At 24.0% G+C, this 19,397-nt stretch carries 27 protein-coding genes; 7 read left to right on the top strand and 20 right to left on the bottom strand.

All coding sequences use genetic code 4. The annotated features are described in order from the left end of the window. Positions 1 to 40 precede the first annotated feature (40 nt). Complete coding sequence (locus AACK83_RS04705; RefSeq protein ID WP_338958622.1) at positions 41 to 1,747, top strand: hypothetical protein; 1,707 nt, start codon at positions 41 to 43, stop codon at positions 1,745 to 1,747. Between the two features lie 150 nt (positions 1,748 to 1,897). After that, a complete protein-coding gene (locus tag AACK83_RS04700) occupies positions 1,898 to 2,176 on the top strand; it encodes a hypothetical protein (RefSeq protein ID WP_338959597.1) in 279 nt (92 codons plus the stop codon). On the opposite strand, the gene AACK83_RS04695 is transcribed toward AACK83_RS04700, so the two are convergent. The 20 genes from AACK83_RS04695 to AACK83_RS04600 form a co-directional block, all read right to left on the bottom strand. Further along, positions 2,173 to 4,197, bottom strand: coding sequence for a hypothetical protein (locus tag AACK83_RS04695; protein ID WP_338958620.1), 2,025 nt, complete (start codon positions 4,195 to 4,197; stop codon positions 2,173 to 2,175). The genes AACK83_RS04700 and AACK83_RS04695 overlap by 4 nt on opposite strands. After that, complete coding sequence (locus tag AACK83_RS04690) at positions 4,148 to 5,386, bottom strand: hypothetical protein (RefSeq protein WP_338958617.1); 1,239 nt, start codon at positions 5,384 to 5,386, stop codon at positions 4,148 to 4,150. Before AACK83_RS04690 ends, AACK83_RS04695 begins: the two co-directional genes overlap by 50 nt. 13 nt (positions 5,387 to 5,399) lie before the next feature. Continuing rightward, positions 5,400 to 5,522 carry a hypothetical protein gene (locus tag AACK83_RS04685; protein WP_338957828.1) on the bottom strand — a complete coding sequence of 41 codons (123 nt, stop codon included), beginning with the start codon at positions 5,520 to 5,522 and terminating at the stop codon, positions 5,400 to 5,402. Positions 5,523 to 5,526: 4 nt separating this feature from the next. After that, the gene (locus AACK83_RS04680) at positions 5,527 to 7,419 is read right to left on the bottom strand and encodes a hypothetical protein (RefSeq protein ID WP_338958614.1); all 1,893 of its coding nucleotides are present in this window, start codon (positions 7,417 to 7,419) and stop codon (positions 5,527 to 5,529) included. Between the two features lie 3 nt (positions 7,420 to 7,422). Next, positions 7,423 to 9,120, bottom strand: a complete 1,698-nt coding sequence (locus tag AACK83_RS04675; protein ID WP_338959595.1) for a hypothetical protein — start codon at positions 9,118 to 9,120, stop codon at positions 7,423 to 7,425. A gap of 11 nt (positions 9,121 to 9,131) precedes the next feature. Beyond that, positions 9,132 to 10,316, bottom strand: a complete 1,185-nt coding sequence (locus tag AACK83_RS04670) for a hypothetical protein (RefSeq protein ID WP_338958609.1) — start codon at positions 10,314 to 10,316, stop codon at positions 9,132 to 9,134. 18 nt (positions 10,317 to 10,334) lie between these two features. Beyond that, positions 10,335 to 10,712, bottom strand: coding sequence for a hypothetical protein (locus AACK83_RS04665; protein WP_338959593.1), 378 nt, complete (start codon positions 10,710 to 10,712; stop codon positions 10,335 to 10,337). Positions 10,713 to 10,728: 16 nt separating this feature from the next. Beyond that, positions 10,729 to 10,920 carry a hypothetical protein gene (locus tag AACK83_RS04660; protein WP_338957816.1) on the bottom strand — a complete coding sequence of 64 codons (192 nt, stop codon included), beginning with the start codon at positions 10,918 to 10,920 and terminating at the stop codon, positions 10,729 to 10,731. A gap of 34 nt (positions 10,921 to 10,954) precedes the next feature. After that, complete coding sequence (locus AACK83_RS04655; protein ID WP_338957552.1) at positions 10,955 to 11,113, bottom strand: hypothetical protein; 159 nt, start codon at positions 11,111 to 11,113, stop codon at positions 10,955 to 10,957. 15 nt (positions 11,114 to 11,128) lie between these two features. Next, positions 11,129 to 11,899, bottom strand: coding sequence for a hypothetical protein (locus tag AACK83_RS04650; protein WP_338958606.1), 771 nt, complete (start codon positions 11,897 to 11,899; stop codon positions 11,129 to 11,131). Next, positions 11,868 to 12,143 (bottom strand): hypothetical protein, encoded by a 276-nt coding sequence (locus AACK83_RS04645; RefSeq protein ID WP_338958604.1) that lies wholly within the window; start codon positions 12,141 to 12,143, stop codon positions 11,868 to 11,870. The genes AACK83_RS04650 and AACK83_RS04645 overlap by 32 nt, the downstream gene beginning before the upstream one ends. After that, complete coding sequence (locus tag AACK83_RS04640; protein WP_338957559.1) at positions 12,136 to 12,279, bottom strand: hypothetical protein; 144 nt, start codon at positions 12,277 to 12,279, stop codon at positions 12,136 to 12,138. Before AACK83_RS04640 ends, AACK83_RS04645 begins: the two co-directional genes overlap by 8 nt. Beyond that, entirely contained in the window at positions 12,279 to 12,791 is a 513-nt protein-coding gene (locus AACK83_RS04635) for a hypothetical protein (protein ID WP_338957560.1), read from the bottom strand. Before AACK83_RS04635 ends, AACK83_RS04640 begins: the two co-directional genes overlap by 1 nt. Beyond that, a complete protein-coding gene (locus tag AACK83_RS04630; protein WP_338959591.1) occupies positions 12,784 to 13,071 on the bottom strand; it encodes a hypothetical protein in 288 nt (95 codons plus the stop codon). The genes AACK83_RS04635 and AACK83_RS04630 overlap by 8 nt, the downstream gene beginning before the upstream one ends. Next, on the bottom strand, positions 13,071 to 13,232 hold the full coding sequence (locus AACK83_RS04625; protein WP_338957563.1) for a hypothetical protein: 162 nt from the start codon (positions 13,230 to 13,232) through the stop codon (positions 13,071 to 13,073). Before AACK83_RS04625 ends, AACK83_RS04630 begins: the two co-directional genes overlap by 1 nt. 3 nt (positions 13,233 to 13,235) lie before the next feature. After that, positions 13,236 to 13,529: a hypothetical protein gene (locus tag AACK83_RS04620; RefSeq protein WP_338958601.1), complete on the bottom strand. Its 294-nt coding sequence runs from the start codon at positions 13,527 to 13,529 to the stop codon at positions 13,236 to 13,238. Further along, positions 13,519 to 13,956, bottom strand: coding sequence for a hypothetical protein (locus AACK83_RS04615; protein ID WP_338957565.1), 438 nt, complete (start codon positions 13,954 to 13,956; stop codon positions 13,519 to 13,521). The genes AACK83_RS04620 and AACK83_RS04615 overlap by 11 nt, the downstream gene beginning before the upstream one ends. Positions 13,957 to 13,958: 2 nt before the next feature. Further along, positions 13,959 to 14,123, bottom strand: coding sequence for a hypothetical protein (locus AACK83_RS04610; protein WP_338957566.1), 165 nt, complete (start codon positions 14,121 to 14,123; stop codon positions 13,959 to 13,961). Positions 14,124 to 14,257: 134 nt separating this feature from the next. After that, on the bottom strand, positions 14,258 to 14,776 hold the full coding sequence (locus AACK83_RS04605) for a hypothetical protein (protein ID WP_338958598.1): 519 nt from the start codon (positions 14,774 to 14,776) through the stop codon (positions 14,258 to 14,260). 12 nt (positions 14,777 to 14,788) lie between these two features. Beyond that, the gene (locus tag AACK83_RS04600) at positions 14,789 to 14,920 is read right to left on the bottom strand and encodes a hypothetical protein (RefSeq protein WP_338958596.1); all 132 of its coding nucleotides are present in this window, start codon (positions 14,918 to 14,920) and stop codon (positions 14,789 to 14,791) included. Between the two features lie 487 nt (positions 14,921 to 15,407). On the opposite strand from AACK83_RS04600, the gene AACK83_RS04595 reads away from it, so the two are divergent. The 5 genes from AACK83_RS04595 to AACK83_RS04575 all read left to right on the top strand — a co-directional run bounded on the left by AACK83_RS04595 (position 15,408) and on the right by AACK83_RS04575 (position 19,397). Continuing rightward, positions 15,408 to 16,226 carry a MurR/RpiR family transcriptional regulator gene (locus AACK83_RS04595; protein ID WP_338959806.1) on the top strand — a complete coding sequence of 273 codons (819 nt, stop codon included), beginning with the start codon at positions 15,408 to 15,410 and terminating at the stop codon, positions 16,224 to 16,226. A gap of 82 nt (positions 16,227 to 16,308) precedes the next feature. Further along, positions 16,309 to 18,414: a fructose-specific PTS transporter subunit EIIC gene (locus AACK83_RS04590; protein WP_338959588.1), complete on the top strand. Its 2,106-nt coding sequence runs from the start codon at positions 16,309 to 16,311 to the stop codon at positions 18,412 to 18,414. Positions 18,415 to 18,447: 33 nt separating this feature from the next. Beyond that, the gene (locus AACK83_RS04585; protein WP_338959585.1) at positions 18,448 to 19,134 is read left to right on the top strand and encodes a type I phosphomannose isomerase catalytic subunit; all 687 of its coding nucleotides are present in this window, start codon (positions 18,448 to 18,450) and stop codon (positions 19,132 to 19,134) included. Then, a complete protein-coding gene (locus AACK83_RS04580; RefSeq protein WP_338959582.1) occupies positions 19,107 to 19,259 on the top strand; it encodes a hypothetical protein in 153 nt (50 codons plus the stop codon). Before AACK83_RS04585 ends, AACK83_RS04580 begins: the two co-directional genes overlap by 28 nt. Further along, a complete protein-coding gene (locus AACK83_RS04575; protein ID WP_338959579.1) occupies positions 19,260 to 19,397 on the top strand; it encodes a hypothetical protein in 138 nt (45 codons plus the stop codon).

The raw sequence follows: 19,397 nt of genomic DNA, 5'->3' as shown, positions 1-19,397 counted from the left end.
TAATTTAAGTTTAATTTTTTTTAAAAAATAAGGAGTAAATATGGCTTTTATTAGTAGTTATGGACAATTAAATAAAAAATATAATCTTAATTTTAGTGATAATAATTATGGTTTTAGTTGAGATATTTTTAAAGAATTTGTTGGTGATGAATGAGCAGAATATTTTACTACTAATTGTTTTTATCGTTTTGTTCCAACAGCACGTGGAACAAGAAAAACTTGAAACTGTTTAGCATTTGATTTATTTATATGTTGTAATTTTAGAGATAGTAGTGTTCAAGAAGTAAGAAGATATGAAAATACTCATAGTGAAACTACAATTGGTGCTTTAATGAATGTTTGTCAAGTTTTATTAGATACATATAATATTAATTTATTACCTAATAATCCACATGGCATTAAATGAAAAATTACTAAGGATGGGGGATGTATTATCTTTCCAAGTAATCAACAAATTGACTTTATTGGTTATGCTAATGGTAATAAGATTTTTGGAAAAGAAGCAGGTGGGTCAAGTTTTTTAGGTTCAAGAACAGATGAAATTATTATGGCAGAAGAAAAAGAAACATTAACTGAAAAACAATTAACATATCGATATGAACGTTTACAAAACTCTATGTTTAGAAGTAATCGTATTAAAGTATCAAATAAACCTATTAAAGAGTGAAGTTGAACATTTATTGATAAAAATATATATAGTTCTACCTTTGGACAAAAGATTACTCGTTATTTTTATAAAAGTTTTTTCATTACTTTTACATGTAATCCTTATGATAAATATCATCCATTTTATTTAAAATACTGTACACCATTTTTACCATTAAATGATGAAGTCATGAAAAATCTTAAAAAAGTTGGTAAAGTTTATTATGAAAATAAAGATATGTTTAGTGGTTTAGGTTTATTTGTTTTAAGATTTACTATTCAACCATTTTGAAATAAATTACCTGACATTCAACAAAGAACATTATTAGAAATGGAAAAAAGTAATCCAGATGAATATAATACTGTTTATTATGGTTTTGAATTTTTAGATAGCGATGCAACAATTTTCCCATTTCAAAAAACAGTAAAATATTGACAATCATATGATTTAAAACAATTTTATAATCAAGAAAAAGAAATGTATAAATTTGATTTTTATAGTGTTGGTATTGATTGAGCTACGGGACCAAAAGACCATACTGTATTTATGGTAGTTGGTTTTAAAGAATATAATAATACTGGTTATTATGATGCTTATATTATTTGTGAATTAGTAGTTACTCCAAATGATTTTATAAATGAAAATGAAAAAATTAATGCTTATGTTAATGAAATTTTAGGATTAATGGATAATTTTGAAAATTTTGAACAAGCAATTTATTTTTATGATGATAAAGCAAGAACAGCAATGGATTGATTAAATCAAAAATTAATTGATGAACACAATACTATTTTAATAACACAAACCGCTATTAAACATGCTTCAAATTTAAATCAAGAAGCCGGATTAACTAATAGAGTAGTTTGAATGAGAAATATTATGAGTTATGGAAACTTTTATGCAAATAAAGATGATTTACCAAAAACAACTCAATGTTTAGAAGAATTACGTTATGACCAAACCAAAACTAACATTCCTGACAAAAATATGTATCAAGACCCTTATGATGCATTATTTTATGCATTATATCCATATAAAAATGTAATTAGGGGTAAAAATAATGCTACTGTAAAAAAAAGTATCTTCACATTTGCAATATAATAAATAAGTGCAATACAATTAATAGTATACGTATCAAAAAATAAACACCTTTAATTTAGGCGTTATTTTGCTTTTAAAAGCATACTTGTAAAAATAATCAAAAATAGTACAATTTAAAAGTAAAATCAAGGAAAAAAGGAGATATTTATTATGAAAACATGAATAAAAACAAATTTTCAAAAAATATCATTATCATTTGCTGTAATAACTGGTGTTACCGGTTTAATCTTAGGAATAGTTTCATATAATAAAAATAATCAATTAACATATTTTTATGATTACGACCATGAAGCACACTGGGGGGCAACTATTTGAGCAAGACCAGTAAGTAATAAACATAAAATTACTCTTTACTGAGCATCAAATAAATTAACTGATGATGCAGTAAAATGAGATGGTATTTATCCAGATGGATATTTTGATAATTAAATTTCTAAATTTATATAAGAAATATTTTCATTATATTTATCAAATAAATTAATATTATTTAAATTTATTTCTTGTTTATTTGTTACTAAAATTAAATCATAATTACCAGCACCAAATAGTCCGCTAACTTCAATTCGATTTAAGTTATTAATTGGATTTTCAATTTGTAATTCAAATTCACTATTATTGTCAATTTGTAAAACTTCTTTATAAAATTCTAATTTAGAAAATAATTGTGATTTATTTGAACCATATAAATTTAAAGCATTTTCGGTTTTATTTTTGTTAATAATTAATCTTGTAAAATATTTTCCATATTCACCATTACCTAATGTTCAATCTGCCGGAATTAATGATGGTATATTATTGCTTTCTAATTCATTAGTTATGGATAGTCAGTTAAATTGATTATCATCTAATTTCAATAATTCATTTTGACTAATGTCATTGTTTTTTAGTTTAATGTTATTGATATCTGTAAAATCAAAATATGCAGATTTTAATACTACTTTTATATCTTTAAATTCTCAAATCTTATCAGGTGTAGAATGTATAGGATTTGATTTTAATTCAAAATAATAAGGTAATAATAATTTATAGTCATCATTTAAACCGTTATTAATAGACATGGTTGAATAAATATTTTTTGATAGCATTATAACTATTTGTTTTAATATTTTAACTTGTGGTAAATTTGTATAGTTAGGATAATCTAATTCTCATTGTTTAAATAAATTAGTAATAACTTCATTTGGTTTTTGTCCTTCAAACTTAGCACGAATTTTATCTAAATCATTCATTTCTTTTAAAACATTACTTAATGATGCACCATCAAAGTTTCTATTATAAGTATATGTATAAGTTAACATATCTAATAATACTTTTTGTAAACTATCAATTGGTGGTCTATCTTTTATTTCTAGTTCAACATCATGAAATTTATTTGTTGTAGAAATAAATAAATTATAGTCACTTACTAAAAATCATGACTCTAATTTTTTATCTTTTAATTCTAGTTCATCAGATAATGGTCATACTTTTGAATTTTTAGAAACATCATAACCAATTTTAGCATTAGTTACTCTTGCATTATTAATAATTTCTTTTCTTGTTTCTCTACCACCACCAATAGCAATTAAATCTAAAACTGATTTTTCTTGTCCTATAAATTGTTTTGCTAAATTTCAAGGTAATATTTGTTCACTAAATCATTGTTGTAATATTCTAACTTTTGGTTGAGTTTCAATAGGCATTGATAATAGCGGAAATGCTATCTTATCTTTGACAAATAACTTTGTGTATACCTCCATATTGTCGACTTCACCAAGTACCTTTATATTGCCAAAAATCATGCTTCTAGGTGCTTTAATTTTTAAACCAATAACTTTGGTGTCTTTATCTAGTGGTTTTTGTAATTTAATAATAATTGGATAACCATCTCTTGTTTTAAAGTCTTTAATTTTAATAATAGTAATACTTTTAGTACTTCTAGTTTTTGGATTTTGATAAGGTTCTGAATAATTATTAATAATATATAAATTATCAATATTATTTTCAGTTAATGGTTCATTTATACTAACTGCATATAACTTAAATTGATTTAATAAATTTATTTCTTGAAATATTAAATTTTTAATATCAGTCATACTATATTCAATTGTATTGTCATTAATATTAGTACTTGCTCTTTGATTTAATTGCATAGTAAAATCAGATGTTTCAACAGCAGTAGTTTTTAATACTTTATCAATATCAATAAAACCTATTTTAATAGTATTTGCTGAAAATCTTAAACTATTATTTTCATTATTTTTAAATAAACGTTCAATTTCATAAATATAAATTTTTCTTTTTTTAAATTCATCGTATGCTCTATTAATATCAGGGTCACTAGTAGCACTCATCATATTAGTAAAATCATAAGGAATATTATCAATTAAATAATCATTTTCTATTTCTGCTTGATTAAGTTTAGTTTGTTTCTGTGGAAACTTCGTTTGTGGTTTGTTGTTGTTTTCCATTATTTTCTCCTATTAATTGGTTATTTTCTGGATTAAATAATTTTAATTTAACTGTTAAGTTATTAATTTCTTGTTCATCATTAATATTAAATGTTTTACTATTTAATAAATCTTTATCTAAACGTACTAATATTTGAATAAATTTAAGAATATCAATATTAAATTGTCATAATTTTTGTTCAATATAATTAATAGTTGAAATATTTACCGCTGTACTTTCGGGAACCGATTGTTGTGCTGATTTCTTTTGACTTGGTATATGAATACCACAACGTTTAAATATTTCATTAATATTTCAATCATATATATCAGTTAAATTTTTACCTTTAAAATTACTACTTGTCATATTAATATTTTCACTTTTTTCATTATTATCACCAGTAGTTTTTCAAATATAGTTGTTAGTAACTAATGTTCTTACGGCTTCATCCATTGTAGATTTAGCATTACCATAAGTTTGGTCAAAAATAAACTTTGGTGAATTTAAAATAGTATCTAAAACAATTTGTTCATAAATAACATCTAATGCTTTAATTTTATCCATTACTTTATTACAATCTGCTAACTCATTTGCTTTATTTCTCATAATTGCTATTGGAATATAATTAATATTTAATGTTTGTTCTTGTTCTAAATTAGGATTATTACTATATTCTTTAAAAGGTAAAGGAAATTGTTTTTTATTATCACTAATACTATAAATTGCACGATTAATAGTTACTTGTTCATTATTTAATTTATAAACTTCAAATAATCTTACTGTTTGTGCATTTTGTTGATAACTATCATAAAAAATAGTACATTGAATTAATTTACCAGTAATATCATAAATTCTTTGCTGTATATCTACTACTTGAAAATATAAATCATCATTAGCAATATAAATTAAATAACCACTAATTCCTAATTTGCTTAATTTAAAAATAGAATTTCAATTCTTTCTATAAAATTCTTGTTTAATTAAATATTGTTTAATAGTTTCATTATTAATATCCAATGGAGCATTATATAAATTAGCATTATTTTCAGCAACAAAATCAGTAAAATAAGTCTCATGATTAAAATCATTAAAACCAAAATAACTTAAAATAGAAGTGTGTGTACTTTTATTTTCTAAAAAAATTAATTTAGATTTTTCTTCATTATTATTAATATTTGTTTTATCTTTTCTTGGTCAAAAAGGTTTCATTTTTTTCTCCTTTCTAAAATATTTGATTAATTTTTAAGACAATTTTTACTATAATAAATATAATTAAACCAGCAACAGCAGAAGATAATAAAACTCCAATTAAACTTAAAATAATTTTTATAATTTTTCAAATCATAATTTTATTCCTGTAATTCTTCTAATTTTCATGTATTACCTTTATCGCTACCTTTTAAAGAATAAATAGTAATAAATTTTGAGTGTTGTACTGATAAAACTAAGACATTAGTATTATTGTTAAAAACTTCTATTGGTACACCTGCTATTTTTGTATTAGTTATAATAAATTCTTTAATTGCAAAAACATTATTATATATATTTCAAGAATAATAAACTTTATATCTTTTATTAACTATAAAATCATAAGTAATTTGTCAATTATCTCATTTATTTTTTTCTCTTATTCCTACTTCTTTTCAAATTGAACTACTTGGAGGAATTGGAATTGGTTGTGGTTGTTTTTTGATAATTTCATTAATAGCACCAGCAACAGTTTTATCAGTAGTTTCTAAATTAGGAATTTCAGTACCAATAGTATTTATAGAAAAAGCATATTTGAATTGGTCTTTATCCATTTTATTGTCTAATTTTTTATCTACTTCTTCTTTTTTATAATAATCAGTTAAATCAGTTTTCCCGCAAGTAGCACTAATTTTATTATTTTCATCAATTTTAATATTTTCACCAGCAATTAACTTATCTTGTTTTTTATCTAATAATTGATTTGTTTCTAGTTTTGTATAATAATCATGTTCAGTATTTTCTTCTGCTATAAATTCAGTTGGTGTATCTATTCCTTGATATTGATATATTTCTTCTATATCACCAATTAAATTAATTTTTCCACGTTCAGGATAAGAATTACCGCCACCACTAAATTCTTTCTTTTTATTGTTATAGTAAATCGTTCCGGTATTTAAAATTCTTTTATTTTGGATTTGTTCACTATACGTCATGGAATCAACATTTAGCAATTCAAATTCATTAAAAACATTATTTAAATAAATTTTAATTACTTTATAAAATTTCATAAAGTTATTTTCTGTTGAATATTGATAACTGATTTTAATAAAATATCATTTAAATATTTCTATATTATTATTTTCAACTTTTTTTCATAAGGGACTAGTTTCAATATTAAATCAATTATTTTTAACATCATTAATATTTTCGTTTGTTTTAATTAATTCACTATTTAATTTGGTAATTTCATTTTCATTTGTAGTAATTCGTTTTTGTTGTTTAGCAGAAAAATCACAAGTTGGTGCATGTGTATAATCACCAATTTGTGGATTGTTTTGTAAAACATCAGGTGGTAATGTTCCAATTTCATTAGGTCAATCTAAAATCATAGTTTCAGTTTTTGAGTCATATTCTGTTGCAACATAACCTTTATTTATTAAATTTGTAACTGGTCCCCTATATGTTTCATTTTTATTACCATTAATGGTATCATCATATAATTTTATTTGCTTTGATAATGTAAATTCTTTTTGTTCTTGAATTAATTCATTAACTTGGTTTCTAGTATAAAATGCTTTTAAGTCAATTTTTTCAACATCTATTTCATCATTATTATAATTTGAAAATATTTGTTTTAATTCTGTTAATCTTGCTCATATTTTCATTCTACTAGGTGCTAAATCTCAAATATTAATCGTAGGAGTACTACTTGCACTAAATTGATTACCATTATTAAATTGAATAGTAGCATCAACATTAAATTCAATTGGTGTACGATTAAATACTCAATGTTCAACCATAACATAAACCATATCTCTTAAAGTTTCTTTAATTAATTCATCTTTAAAACTATCAAAAGGAAATTTAGATAAAATAAAATCAAGATAAGCATTAATATCATTTTGAGCACGAATAGCAAATGTTTTAAATCAATCATCAACATTTGGTCATGTATTTATATATTGTCGTGGTGTTTCTGTAATTGTTCCAGTTAATGGATATCAGTTATTATAATTTTCTAAACTGACACCAGTTCAAAGTTTATTAATCATATTTTATCATTCCTTAAAAAATGCTTTTTTATAACGTTTGGTTTTTGATTTAGTTTTTCTATGTGATATATGTATAATTTCTTTTTGTAATTTTTTCTTTCCTTTTTTTACAACTTGATTATATGCAAATTTTTCTAAATGTCTTAACAATCCAGTACCAACTACAGTATTAACTGAGAATTTTAAACCAACCCTTTTAAATGATTTATTGACATTATCAATAGGATTATTAATAACATTAACTACTTTATGATAAGTTCTAATTGTCCTTAATATTTGCCTATAAATTTTAAAACTATCTTTAATCATTTGTTGTACAACTGGTGGAGCAAAAGCAATACTTTTTAATCATTTATTTTGACTAACTCCATATCCAATATATCAACCGCTATATCATCTATATCAATGAAATGGATGTATTTGAATAACAAAAGTTTCTGCTTTGATAATACTATCAATAACTACAATTGGTTTATATTTAGGATTACGATGATAAATAGTAATTCCACATTTATCTAATGATAAAGGTTGAATTTTACAAGCCATAAATACTGGTGAATTTAATGGAATTAATTGTGCATGTTTAATTGCTTTCTTTTCAGCACTTGTAAATACATCAATTGTTTTTTCTTTTAATTTATTAATTTTTTCAAATGCTTGTTTTTCTAATTTTTCGAATTTCTCTTGTAATTTATAAATATTTATTCTTATTTTTTCAAAATATGAAGTATCTTTTCAAAATTTATTTAAACCTTTTTTAAAATAAAATTTAATATCAAAATATTTAAAAGTTTGATTTGCTTTTAATACTAATTTATGAATTGAACTATTTTTAAAATTAAATTTAATTGCATTAGCACGAATTTTTTGTAAATCTAAAATTAAAGATTTTCCATATCTATTTTCTGCATGTATTGTATGAACTAAATTTAATCAGTCATGTTGGTTCATTTTTAATACTTCTTTTAAATCAGTATTATATTTTTGTAAAAAATTGTTTGCTTTATCAATATCTTTAATTTTAAATTTAGGAGTTAACTGTGGACTTAACTTTATTAATTCATTTTGTAATAATAAATAATTTTTTAATTCTTGTACTTCTAATTTTGCAAAATTATTTTTATATTGTCTTTCAGCAACAAAACCTAAATTTTGTATTATTGTTTCGCGATTTGGAGCATGGTTATAATTAAATAAATAACGTTTATTTCCAATAATTTTATCTGTTAAAAATTGTTTTTCACTTACTTGACTAATGATTTCTTGTAAATTTTTTGCTTTTTTAATACCAATTTGTTCTAATGTTTTAGTTTTTTCTGCTAAACTAATAAATTTAGTTGTACGATAACCACGACTAATTCTATTAAGTCCAGCAAATGCAGGTAATATATTAAAAAAAGTATTTAATGGTGTAACATTTCCTTTTAAATAATCATAAACTTGATTAATAGTAAAATCAGTTAAAAACTCTACACCAACAGCACTAATACTAGCAAGTAAATCACTTGCACCTAAACCAAGTGCTAAACTTTCACTTAATCCACCAGTAAAAGGAGCAAGTGCTACTGCTATTACTTGTACACCAATCATTTCTAAAATTTCTCATCATCAACTTTTATGTTCTTGTTGTTGACTTGTTCTAGTATGTTTTGGTTTATTTATGTTTAAAAGTATTGCTGTACTAGTTGTACCAATTGGCATAATAATTATCCTTATTTAAGAGTTATTTTTATAGGATTTGTTGAACCTTGATAATTTTTATCAGTGTCATTAGTAGTGATTACTACATATAAATCTCCTGCTTTTTGGTTTTGATTACTTACATCAACTTGACCTTGGGCATCACTAAAATAATTAATAATTGGAGTTGTTAAATTTGGATTTAAATTATTTAGTTCAGTTGTATTTTTAATTGTTGTATCTAATAATTTATTCTTTTTAGTAGTATCAGCAGTAATATTAGTTGTTAATGTTGTAATTTCTTCACTTAAATATTTTTTATTAACAATACCACATAACATTCATCTTGATTCTGTTTCTGAGTTTGACATATAAGGAATAGATTCTCCTGTTACTTGTCCACCAACTAAATATCTTTTTGGAACTTTACCATCTTTAATATCTTCAACATATATACTAGTTTGTTGTAACATATATCTTTTCATTGCTTTTGGTGTTGCTAAAACAAAATTCATAATTTGATTTTTATTTTCAGTATTTTTAAATGTCATATAATCATCCATAACAATTTGACATAATACACCTTTAATATATAAATTTGTTCCATTTAATCTTAATTGTTGTGCTAGTTGATTATCAGTAATTAAACCTTTATTATCTGCTAAATAAACTAAAGTATCATAAAGACTATTTGTTATAAAAAATTTACAATTATTACTATTTCTTAATTGAAATAAAGTATTTCATGCTGATAACATTGATTTTAAATATCCTACTGGTGTTGTATCAGTAATGATTACTTTTTTGGCAGATTTAGCAATTGTATTTGTATCATTATTTGCTAAATAATCTGCTAAATCATTAGCAACTTCATATTGCATACTTTCTAGTAAATTTTGCCCATTATCTGCAAATAAATCAACTTCACCAATCATTTCTCCTGTACTAGCTTCTTTTGTAATTTCTTTAATAATTTTATCAGTATCAACATAACCAACTTCTAATCCTTTACTTTTATCATTTCAATGAAGTATTTTGAATGTTGGGTCTTTTGGTTTTTTAACTATAAATTCAATTTTTGTAGAATTAACCATTTCAATTGGAAAAAAACTTGCTCATGGACTATTTGATTGTTTATAAAATTCTATAAATTCAGGTGTTTCTACTAATTTTGTAGTATTATCTAAATTTTGTTTAAATGGCACTGGATTTGGCATTTTAAATTTTCCTTTCTTTTATAAATTATTTTTCTTTTTATAATCTAATAAACTACTTTTTATTGAAGTTTCTTGATTTGTTAATATTGTTTCTTGTTTACCACCTGTATTAATTGGTTCTTTAAATAGTGATTGTTCTTTAATCATTTTTTTAATAGTTTCTTCAATTTTTGAATTTTCTATATTACTTGTTTTAAATTTTAAAAATTCATAAAATTCTTTTTTAACTTGATATTTTTTAAATATATTAATTATTTCTTTTTCTTTAATTTCTTGATTAAGTTTATTTAACTTATTTTCTAATTCAACAATCTTAATTTCTTGCTCTTGTTGTAAATTATTATTTTCAGTTAAAGGTTCAGTATTTTGTTCAACATTAGTTTCATTTTCTAACATTTAAATCACACCTTTATTATTTATTTTCTTTTCCATTAATTTTTTCATTAAGTTTTGCTAATTTTTTTTGATGTTTCATCACTTTATTATTTCTTCTAATATGTTTTGGAGTTGTAATAAATCTTTTAAATCAAACAATTAATTCTCTACAAATTAATGTTCCTACACTTGTTCCAATAATAATTAATTCATGTAAAAATTCTTTCATTTTCAATTATTTCCTTTCAATTATTTATTTTTAATTATTCGTCAAATTGACCATTATTAATTCTTTCAATCATTGATTTTGAATTACTTATAATAGTTACCAATAAAGATATTTCTTTATTTAATTGTTCCATTCTTTCTTTATATGTCTGAATTTCATTGTTATAATATTCAATCAATTTTTCTTTATTCATTAGTTATCATCTCCTTTATAAACTATCATATGTAGTTGATCTTTCATATAAAACATCACTACTTCCACTATTATTACTAATAGCATCACTATTAATTAATCTTCTTGTTTCATTTGTAAATGATGTTTCTTGCATTTCTTGATTATGATTTGTAGTTTCCATAGGTAATAAATTATGTATAATTTCACTTGCACCAGCAACTATTGTTGGTACTGCATAAGCATTATTAAAATCATTATTTATACCCATAGCTACACCACTTGAAATTAGACATCCACTAGTTGCCATATTACATATTTTTCTTATTACTTCAAATCTATTAGGTATTAATTCACTTAACCCACCAATTAGATTTGATATACCATAAGTACTTAAACTAATATATGTATCTCAATCCATTTGTTGTTTATTATCATTAGTTAATAATAATGGTCATGGTGGTGTTTCTGTGGTAGTAGTTGTTAATCAAGGTGGTGGTTCAGGATTAGGATTGATTTTTGTAAATTTTGCATAATTAATTAAACCAATAGTTCCTAAACCTAATAATATTTTTTTACTTGAATTTAATATTTTCTTTTTAGTACTTGGCATTTGATTTAAGTTTCATATATCAATTCCTAACTTTTTACTAAATAATAAAGCATTAATACTTCCTAATACTGGATTACCAATAATTTGACCATAATAAGCACTTGTACCAATCATTGCTGATAATGGACTTATTCCAATTCTTATTATTTTTAATAAAGTATAGTTATTTGATTGTACATTCGTGTCATTTGGCATTTTCATTTACTCCTTCATTTTTTGGTTTAATAAACACTTCAACTCAACCTGTATAGTGAACGTTATCACCAACTAAAATAGCAGTATTTGCATGTAGTTGAGAAACAACTAAATATTCAGCAATAACATTAGGATATTTTCATAAAATAATTGCTTTTATATCATTACTATCTGTTAAATCTTTGGGATTTGGTGAAAATATTTCTATTTTATCTTGACCAAATAAATCTGTTAATTTAGTCATTATCAAATTCACCTTTTTCTATTTTTTCAATTAATAAATTTAAAATATTTTTGTCCAAATCAGAGTTTGTATAATTAATTTTTTTAGTTCATTTAATTATATCTTTCATATATTTAAGTAATTTTTCTTTATTCATTATTTATTCTCCTTATTTAAATAATATCAACCAATTAATAAACTATCTGCTTCATCATGATTTGATATTTTTATATTTCAATTATTTTCTTTAATAATTTCTTCAGCAACATATATACTTAGTTCTTTATCTCAAGGTCTTAATCAAAAAATAGGTGGGTCATAACGTTCATATCATTTCTTTCATTCACTTGGACTTATTAACATATCTTTTGTTAATAATTTATTAAATTGTCCTGCAATAAAACCACGTAAATGTTCTTGAGTTTCATAACCAATACCATTTTTTGAATTAAAAGTACCACGTTCAATAATTAAATCCAATTCATTATCATTAACTTTTATATCTCAATAAAATTTTCTTTGTCCATCATATTCTTTTAAATTATAACTTTTAACAAATATTGGTTTTCAATTTCAAAAATCATATTTATCATGTAAATAAACTTTTTTTCATAAAGTAAATCCAGTATTTTTAATACTTGGGTCAATTGAAAGTAAATAATTAGTCATTATCAAATCACCGGTCTTTAATTCTGGTTTTAATTGGTTTATAAACTTCTTCATAATATCCGTTTAAGCGATATGTGTTTTTAAGATATTGCATAAATCTTTCTTTATTAATATAATTTTTATGTCTTGATTTATTAATTTCATCAACTTTATTTCTATGTTCTTTATCACCTTGATAACAATGTTCACATACATTTTCTCAGCAGTTTTTTTCACAAGTAAATAAATCATGTTTTTTATCACATACACAACAATCTTCACAACATACTTCTTTATTCATTATTTATTCTCCTTATTTTCAATTTGATTAGCAATTTCACTTAATATTTTTAATACTTTATATTCATTTTTTAATTCTTTAATAATAAATATTAAAAATATTATTAGTGTTATACTTGTTATTAATATTGGTGCTATTAATAAAATTTCTCATCATATCATTTTTTACTCTTTTCATTTTTTAAATCATTTAACATTAATTGAACAAAATACACGATTTTTAGGAATGTTTAAAGTATTAAAAATTTGACCAGTTACAATAATTTCATCGTTTTTGTTTAATAAAATACATCGGTTATAAAATTTTGGATTATTAAAAATTAAAGTAACATAGTTTAAACCATTTCATTGACCACGAACACTATAATATAATTCTTTATTACTTTTTTCGTAATATTTTGCTTCAATAGTGTTACTTAGTTTTACTGTTAATTTGACATAATTGGCTTTATCTTTCATTTTTATAATTCCTTAAATAGTATTGAATGTGTTTATATGCATCTTGTTCATGTTTTGTTAATTTTATATTTCCTTTATAATTTGTTATTTTATTTTTATTTTTTGGTTGGTTTTCTAGATAATCTCAGTTGAAAACATCTTGTACTAATACCATTAATGAACCAATAATTTTAGGAGTTGCTAATGGATTAGTTAATAATTGTTTTGAACTTAAAAAGAAATTTTCTACAATAACTAATATTTTGTTTTCAAAAAATTGTTCTTTGATTATTGATAATATTCTTTTATAACGATTTTTACTTTCAAAAACATGTGTTGTGTTGAATGTTTCTGTATAAATAATCCTATTTGTTTCATTTGAATATATAACAATTCCATTATTACCAATACCAGCGGGGTCAATCCCAATAATTAAGTCATATTGCATTATTAATCAAATTCACCATTTTTAATTTTTTGATTTAATTGAGATATAAGATTTAATCTTCCATTAAAACAACTTTTTCAAAGTTTAGTTACTTTTTCATCGTCTCTCATTTCTTTATTTCATTCTCATTCATCTTTAAGATATTCAAGTATTTTTTCTTTATTCATATTTATACCTCCTACTTAACCTAATATTTAAAATACAGTCATAACAAATTGCTTTACTATTTTTATCTCTTAAAAAATATTTTCTTGTTTTTATATCATTAGTATTAAAGAATAAATAATCTAATTTATTTTGTTTACATGTTCAACAAAAATACTTTTTCATTATGAGTTGAAATTTCCTTATAAGAAGTAACTATATAATTAATTGGTAAATCATCATGTTTATATGGATTATTTATTTTAAAACCTTTTCTGTTTTCTTCTCACGTAATGTTATATTTAAAACAAGGATTAGTAATTTTAGTTTTGTTATCTGTTATTTCACCCATAAATCAACTATTATGCTGTTCATAAAATGTTAATTGTTCAAGTTTTATATCATTAAGATAATATTCTTTTGGAGCAGTTGGTTTATTAACAGTTATTTTTTGGTCTTTAATATATGGTTCTAATAACTTTATTAATTCATTACCACTTAATTCTTTTTTAATATTTTCTAAATTAAAAACTCAATATGTGTAACTGTTATCAACAATAAAAGAATTATTTTTAATCATTCATTTTGGAAGAGATAATTTATATTCAACATAATCAATAAGAATAGATTGTGGTTTATCTTTAACAATTTGTTCTTTTTTAAATTCTATTTGCATAATAATCCTTTCCTAATATGTTCTGTTGCTTCTAGCATAAAGAACATATATTTTTATTCTTAGATTATTAATAATACTACTATTTGTTTTATTCAGTCCAGCAATTCTGGGCTCAAAAATAAATTGTGAAATTTTAAAAAACATTGAGGCATTCGATTCAATATTTATTTAATTTGCGTTTAGCAAATTAATATTTTAATTGAACCGGTCCCGCTCAATTTTTTTTACAAGTTTGAAATTTATTTTCTCGCCCAAAAATTTTTCAAAAAAAAATAAAAAATAAAACCAACACTTGCTCACTTGGTAGTGGCAAGGTTGGTTAAATAAAGAATAATAGTTGGTCCCCACTCCGGGTCTATATATACTAGTTTCCAATTCGCTCCCACCCCAAGAATTACCATTTCTGGTTAGTATATTTTATTAGGTATCACTCCACTTTTTATTTATCCATGCAAGTCCACATGCTAGCTACTATTTTTAACAACTGTGTTGTAGTTCACTTTTTTAGTTCCCTAACACGTGTTGATAATAGTGCTAAAGACGGTTATTAAAAATTTTAAAATTTTACAATTACAAAAAAAGACAAGAATTTTATTCTCGTCTTTTGTCATTTATTTTTTAATTTAATAGTTTAAAAAAGAAAGGAGTTATTTTTAAAAATTTTTATTTATCGACATCTTCGGTACGCTCCCTTAATAAGAATAGTCAAAAAATGGATCAAGTTACTATTAGTTCTTTGGCTAAAGAAAATACTGTTGGTTATAGTGTTGTTTATAATTTAATTAAGAAATTGGGATTTAAAGGTTATCGTGAATTTATCATTAGTTTAGCTGCGCAAGAAACTACTTTCAAAGCTTTAAATCGTGAGTTTTTTGGTGATCGTAGTGTTTTAAAAGAACATTATAAAAAACTAATGGATTTAAATGATTCAACGATTAATTATGAGGAATTACAAAGATTTATTAATTGAATAGATGATAATCGTAAAGCTTGTATTTATTTAGCAGGCATTGGTCATTCTGGTTTAGGTGCGGAGGATTTATCAAATAAATTATATCGGTTTGGTTTACGATCAATCTGTTTAAATAAAGATGATGATAGTATTTTAATGCATGCTTCTTTAATTATTCCAGAAGATGTAATAATTCTTTTTTCATTATCAGGTAAAACCGCTACTATTGTTGAAGCAGCTAAACTTGCTAAAAAGAATAATGCTAAAATTGCAGTTGTTACATCACAAGATAAAACTGAATTAGTGACTTATGCTGATTGAACATTTAATATTGTTTCTTCAGGACTTTATGAAGCACAAGAAATATTTATTTCTCCATTATTTGCTATTACTTATTTTAATGATTTAGTAACAACATATTTATTAAAATCAAAGCATAAAGATTGATATTTAGAAAATAGAATTAAAACTAATAAAGTAATTAAAAAATTTAATTAATTTTTTAAATAAAAAAACTGTTTTTTTTAAAATAATAATTTAATATTATGTCATGAATATTTATTAAGTAAGGAGATGAAGTATGTTGTCTAAACAAGATGATATTTTGACAGTAGAACACGTTTTTCTTGAATCTGATTGTAAAACACAAGCAGAAGCTTTTCAAGAAATAGCAACTTCTGCTAAAAAATTAGGTTTTTTGAAAAAAAATATTAGTGAAAAATCAGTAGTTAATAGTTTTCTACAAAGAGAAGGAGAAGGAACTACTGGTTTTGGTGGTGGTGTTGCTGTGCCACATGCTCGTAATGAAGATATTGTTAAATCAGGAATTTTTATTATGCGTTTTAAACAGCCAATTCCTTGGAAAGCACTAGATGAACAACCCGTTAAAGCAATTATTGCTTTAATTGTGCCACTAAAAAGTGCTGGTAATGAGCACTTGGAAATTTTATCAAAAGTGGCACAAAGATTAACAAAACCGGAATTTCAATCAATATTATTTAATTCAAAAGATAAAAAAGTAATTATTCAATCACTAAATATTAATAATAAATCTAATGTTGAAACTAGTAGTAAAACTATTAGTGAAGATATGAAAGGTTCTTCAAAAAAAACTAAAAATATTATAGCAATTACTGCTTGTCCAGTTGGGGTAGCACATACTTATATTGCACAAGATAAATTAGAAATTGCTGCAAAAAATTTAGGTTATAATATTAAAGTTGAAACTCATGGTAGTATTGGTATTAAAGGTGCTTTTACAGCAACTGATATTGCCAACGCTGATTTAGTTATTATTGCAGTATCGGCCGGTGTTGCAGATTTAAAATTAGAACGTTTTAATAATAAACCATTATATAAAGTAGAAATTAGCAAAGTTATTAAAAATCCTGAAAGTATTGTTAATGATGCTTTTGCTAACGCAAAACCTTATGAAATAAACAAGTCAGAATCGGGACAAAAAGCGGAAAAAGAAAATAAATCAAATGATTTATTTACTACTGATAAACAGGGAATTATGAAACATATTATGGCTGGTGTTGGCTATATGGTTCCATTTGTTGTTTTTGGTGGAATTATGTTAGCATTATCAATTGGTATTGCTAAAGCAGTTTATGGTGTTGACTTTGATATTTCCAAGTTACCACATAATCATTTTCTTTATTTTATGAATCAAGCTGGAAGTATTGCTTTTACATTAATGATTCCAATTTTAGCTGGTTTTATCGCTAATTCAATTGCAGGACGTGCTGCCTTGGTTCCGGCAATGGTAAGTGCATATGTTGCTAATACAGCAGGATTAGTTTATCCAATTGCTGGTTTAGAGCCAAAGGTTTCTGCTGGATTTTTAGGAGCATTATTAATTGGTCCAAGTGTTGGATATTTAGTAAGATGAATTATTACTTGAAAAGTACCAAAGACTATTGCTACAATTATGCCAATTTTCTTTATTCCTATTGTAGTAACATTTTTAATTAGTTTCACTTTTATTTATGCAATTGGAGCTCCAATTGGTTGAATAATGGAACAATTTCAAAATGGGTTAACCCACATGCCACGTGAAGCAATGGCAGCAATTGGAATGTTGCTAGGAGCCATGATTGGATTTGATATGGGTGGTCCAATTAACAAAGTTGCTTTTTTAGCAGCCTCAACAACTATAACTGCTGATCCTAGTTCACAATTATTTATGGGAGCAGTAGCTGCAGCTATTCCTGTTGCACCACTTGGAATGGGTTTAACAACTTTGATTTTTCGTAAATTCTTTAATGAAAGTGAACGTACATTAGGTTTAACAGCAATGTTAATGGGGTGTATTGGTATTTCTGAAGGTGCGATTCCTTTTGCAGTAAGAGATCCAAAACGTGCTATTATTAGTAATATTATTGGTAGTGCTGTTGCTGGTAGTATTGCTGGTGCTTTCTTATTAACTGATGCTGCTGGTCATGGTGGTCCTATTGTTGCTATCTTAGGTGCAGTTAGTTCAGTTAATTATGTGCTTTGGGTAAGTATTCTTTTATTCTTTTTAGCCATTATTGTTGGAAGTATTGTTACTTGTTTAGTATATGGTGGATTATTAATTATTCAATCACGTAATATTAAGGTTTTTAAATTAATGAATGAAAGAATCATGAAAATATTTAATAGTAAAAAAACTAAATCTAAAAATAGTAAAAATAAAGTTTAATTGAACAAATAATCAAAGTTTAGGAGAGTGAATATGAATAATAGCACATCACAAATAATTTTTTTAAAACCTGCTTTTATTCGCAAATTGTGAGGTAGTCAAAAATTAGCACACAAATTTAATTTTGATTTACCTAAAAATACACCAATTGGTGAAGCATGATTAGTTAGTGCTCATCCCAATGGAATGAGTTATGTTTTAAATGGCGAGTATAAAGGATTAAGTTTAGCAGAATTGTTTAAACAGCAACCTAGTTTATTTGCTAATCTTGATAGTTCAGGTAGTGTGATTAATAAAGAATATCCATTGTTAACAAAAATTTTAGACGCAAATGATAGTTTAAGCGTTCAAATTCACCCTGATGATAAATTCGCAGAAAAAAATCATCAATGTTTAGGAAAAACTGAATGTTGGTATATATTAGAATGTTTACCCAAAGGTAGAGTTATTTTGGGTCATAATGCTAAAACCAAAGATCAGTTTAATCAATGATTGGCAAAAGAACAATGACATAAACTATTAAAATATATACCAATTAAAAAAGATCAATTTATTTATGTTCCTTCTCTAAAAATTCATGGTTTATTGGCACATACTATGGTTTTTGAATTACAACAATCATCAGATATTACACATATCGTTTATATGATTATGATCGTAAAGATGAACTTGGTAATTTACGAAATTTGCATTTGAAAGAAGCATCAACTATTGTTTTAGCTCCTGATTTAAATAGTAGTGAAGCTAATGGTCATGATAATTATTTAGTTGATAACAAGTTTTTTAAGTTAATTAAATTAATTAATGAGGGAATTAACCATTATAGTTATCCTAATACTAGATAATTGCAAATCTCAGTATTGGATGGTAATGGTATAATTGATGATACTAGTATTAAAAAAGGTGACTCATTTATTTTACCAAATGGTTATACTGATTTTTGTTTAAGTGGTAATATGTTGTTGATGGTTGCATATTGCTAA

It is taken from the genome of Spiroplasma endosymbiont of Tiphia femorata (assembly GCF_964020225.1).
Taxonomy (GTDB): domain Bacteria; phylum Bacillota_I; class Bacilli_A; order Mycoplasmatales; family VBWQ01; genus Spiroplasma_E.
The sequence above is the reverse complement of the archived record's forward strand: the minus strand, read 5'-3'. Positions and strand labels throughout refer to the sequence as shown.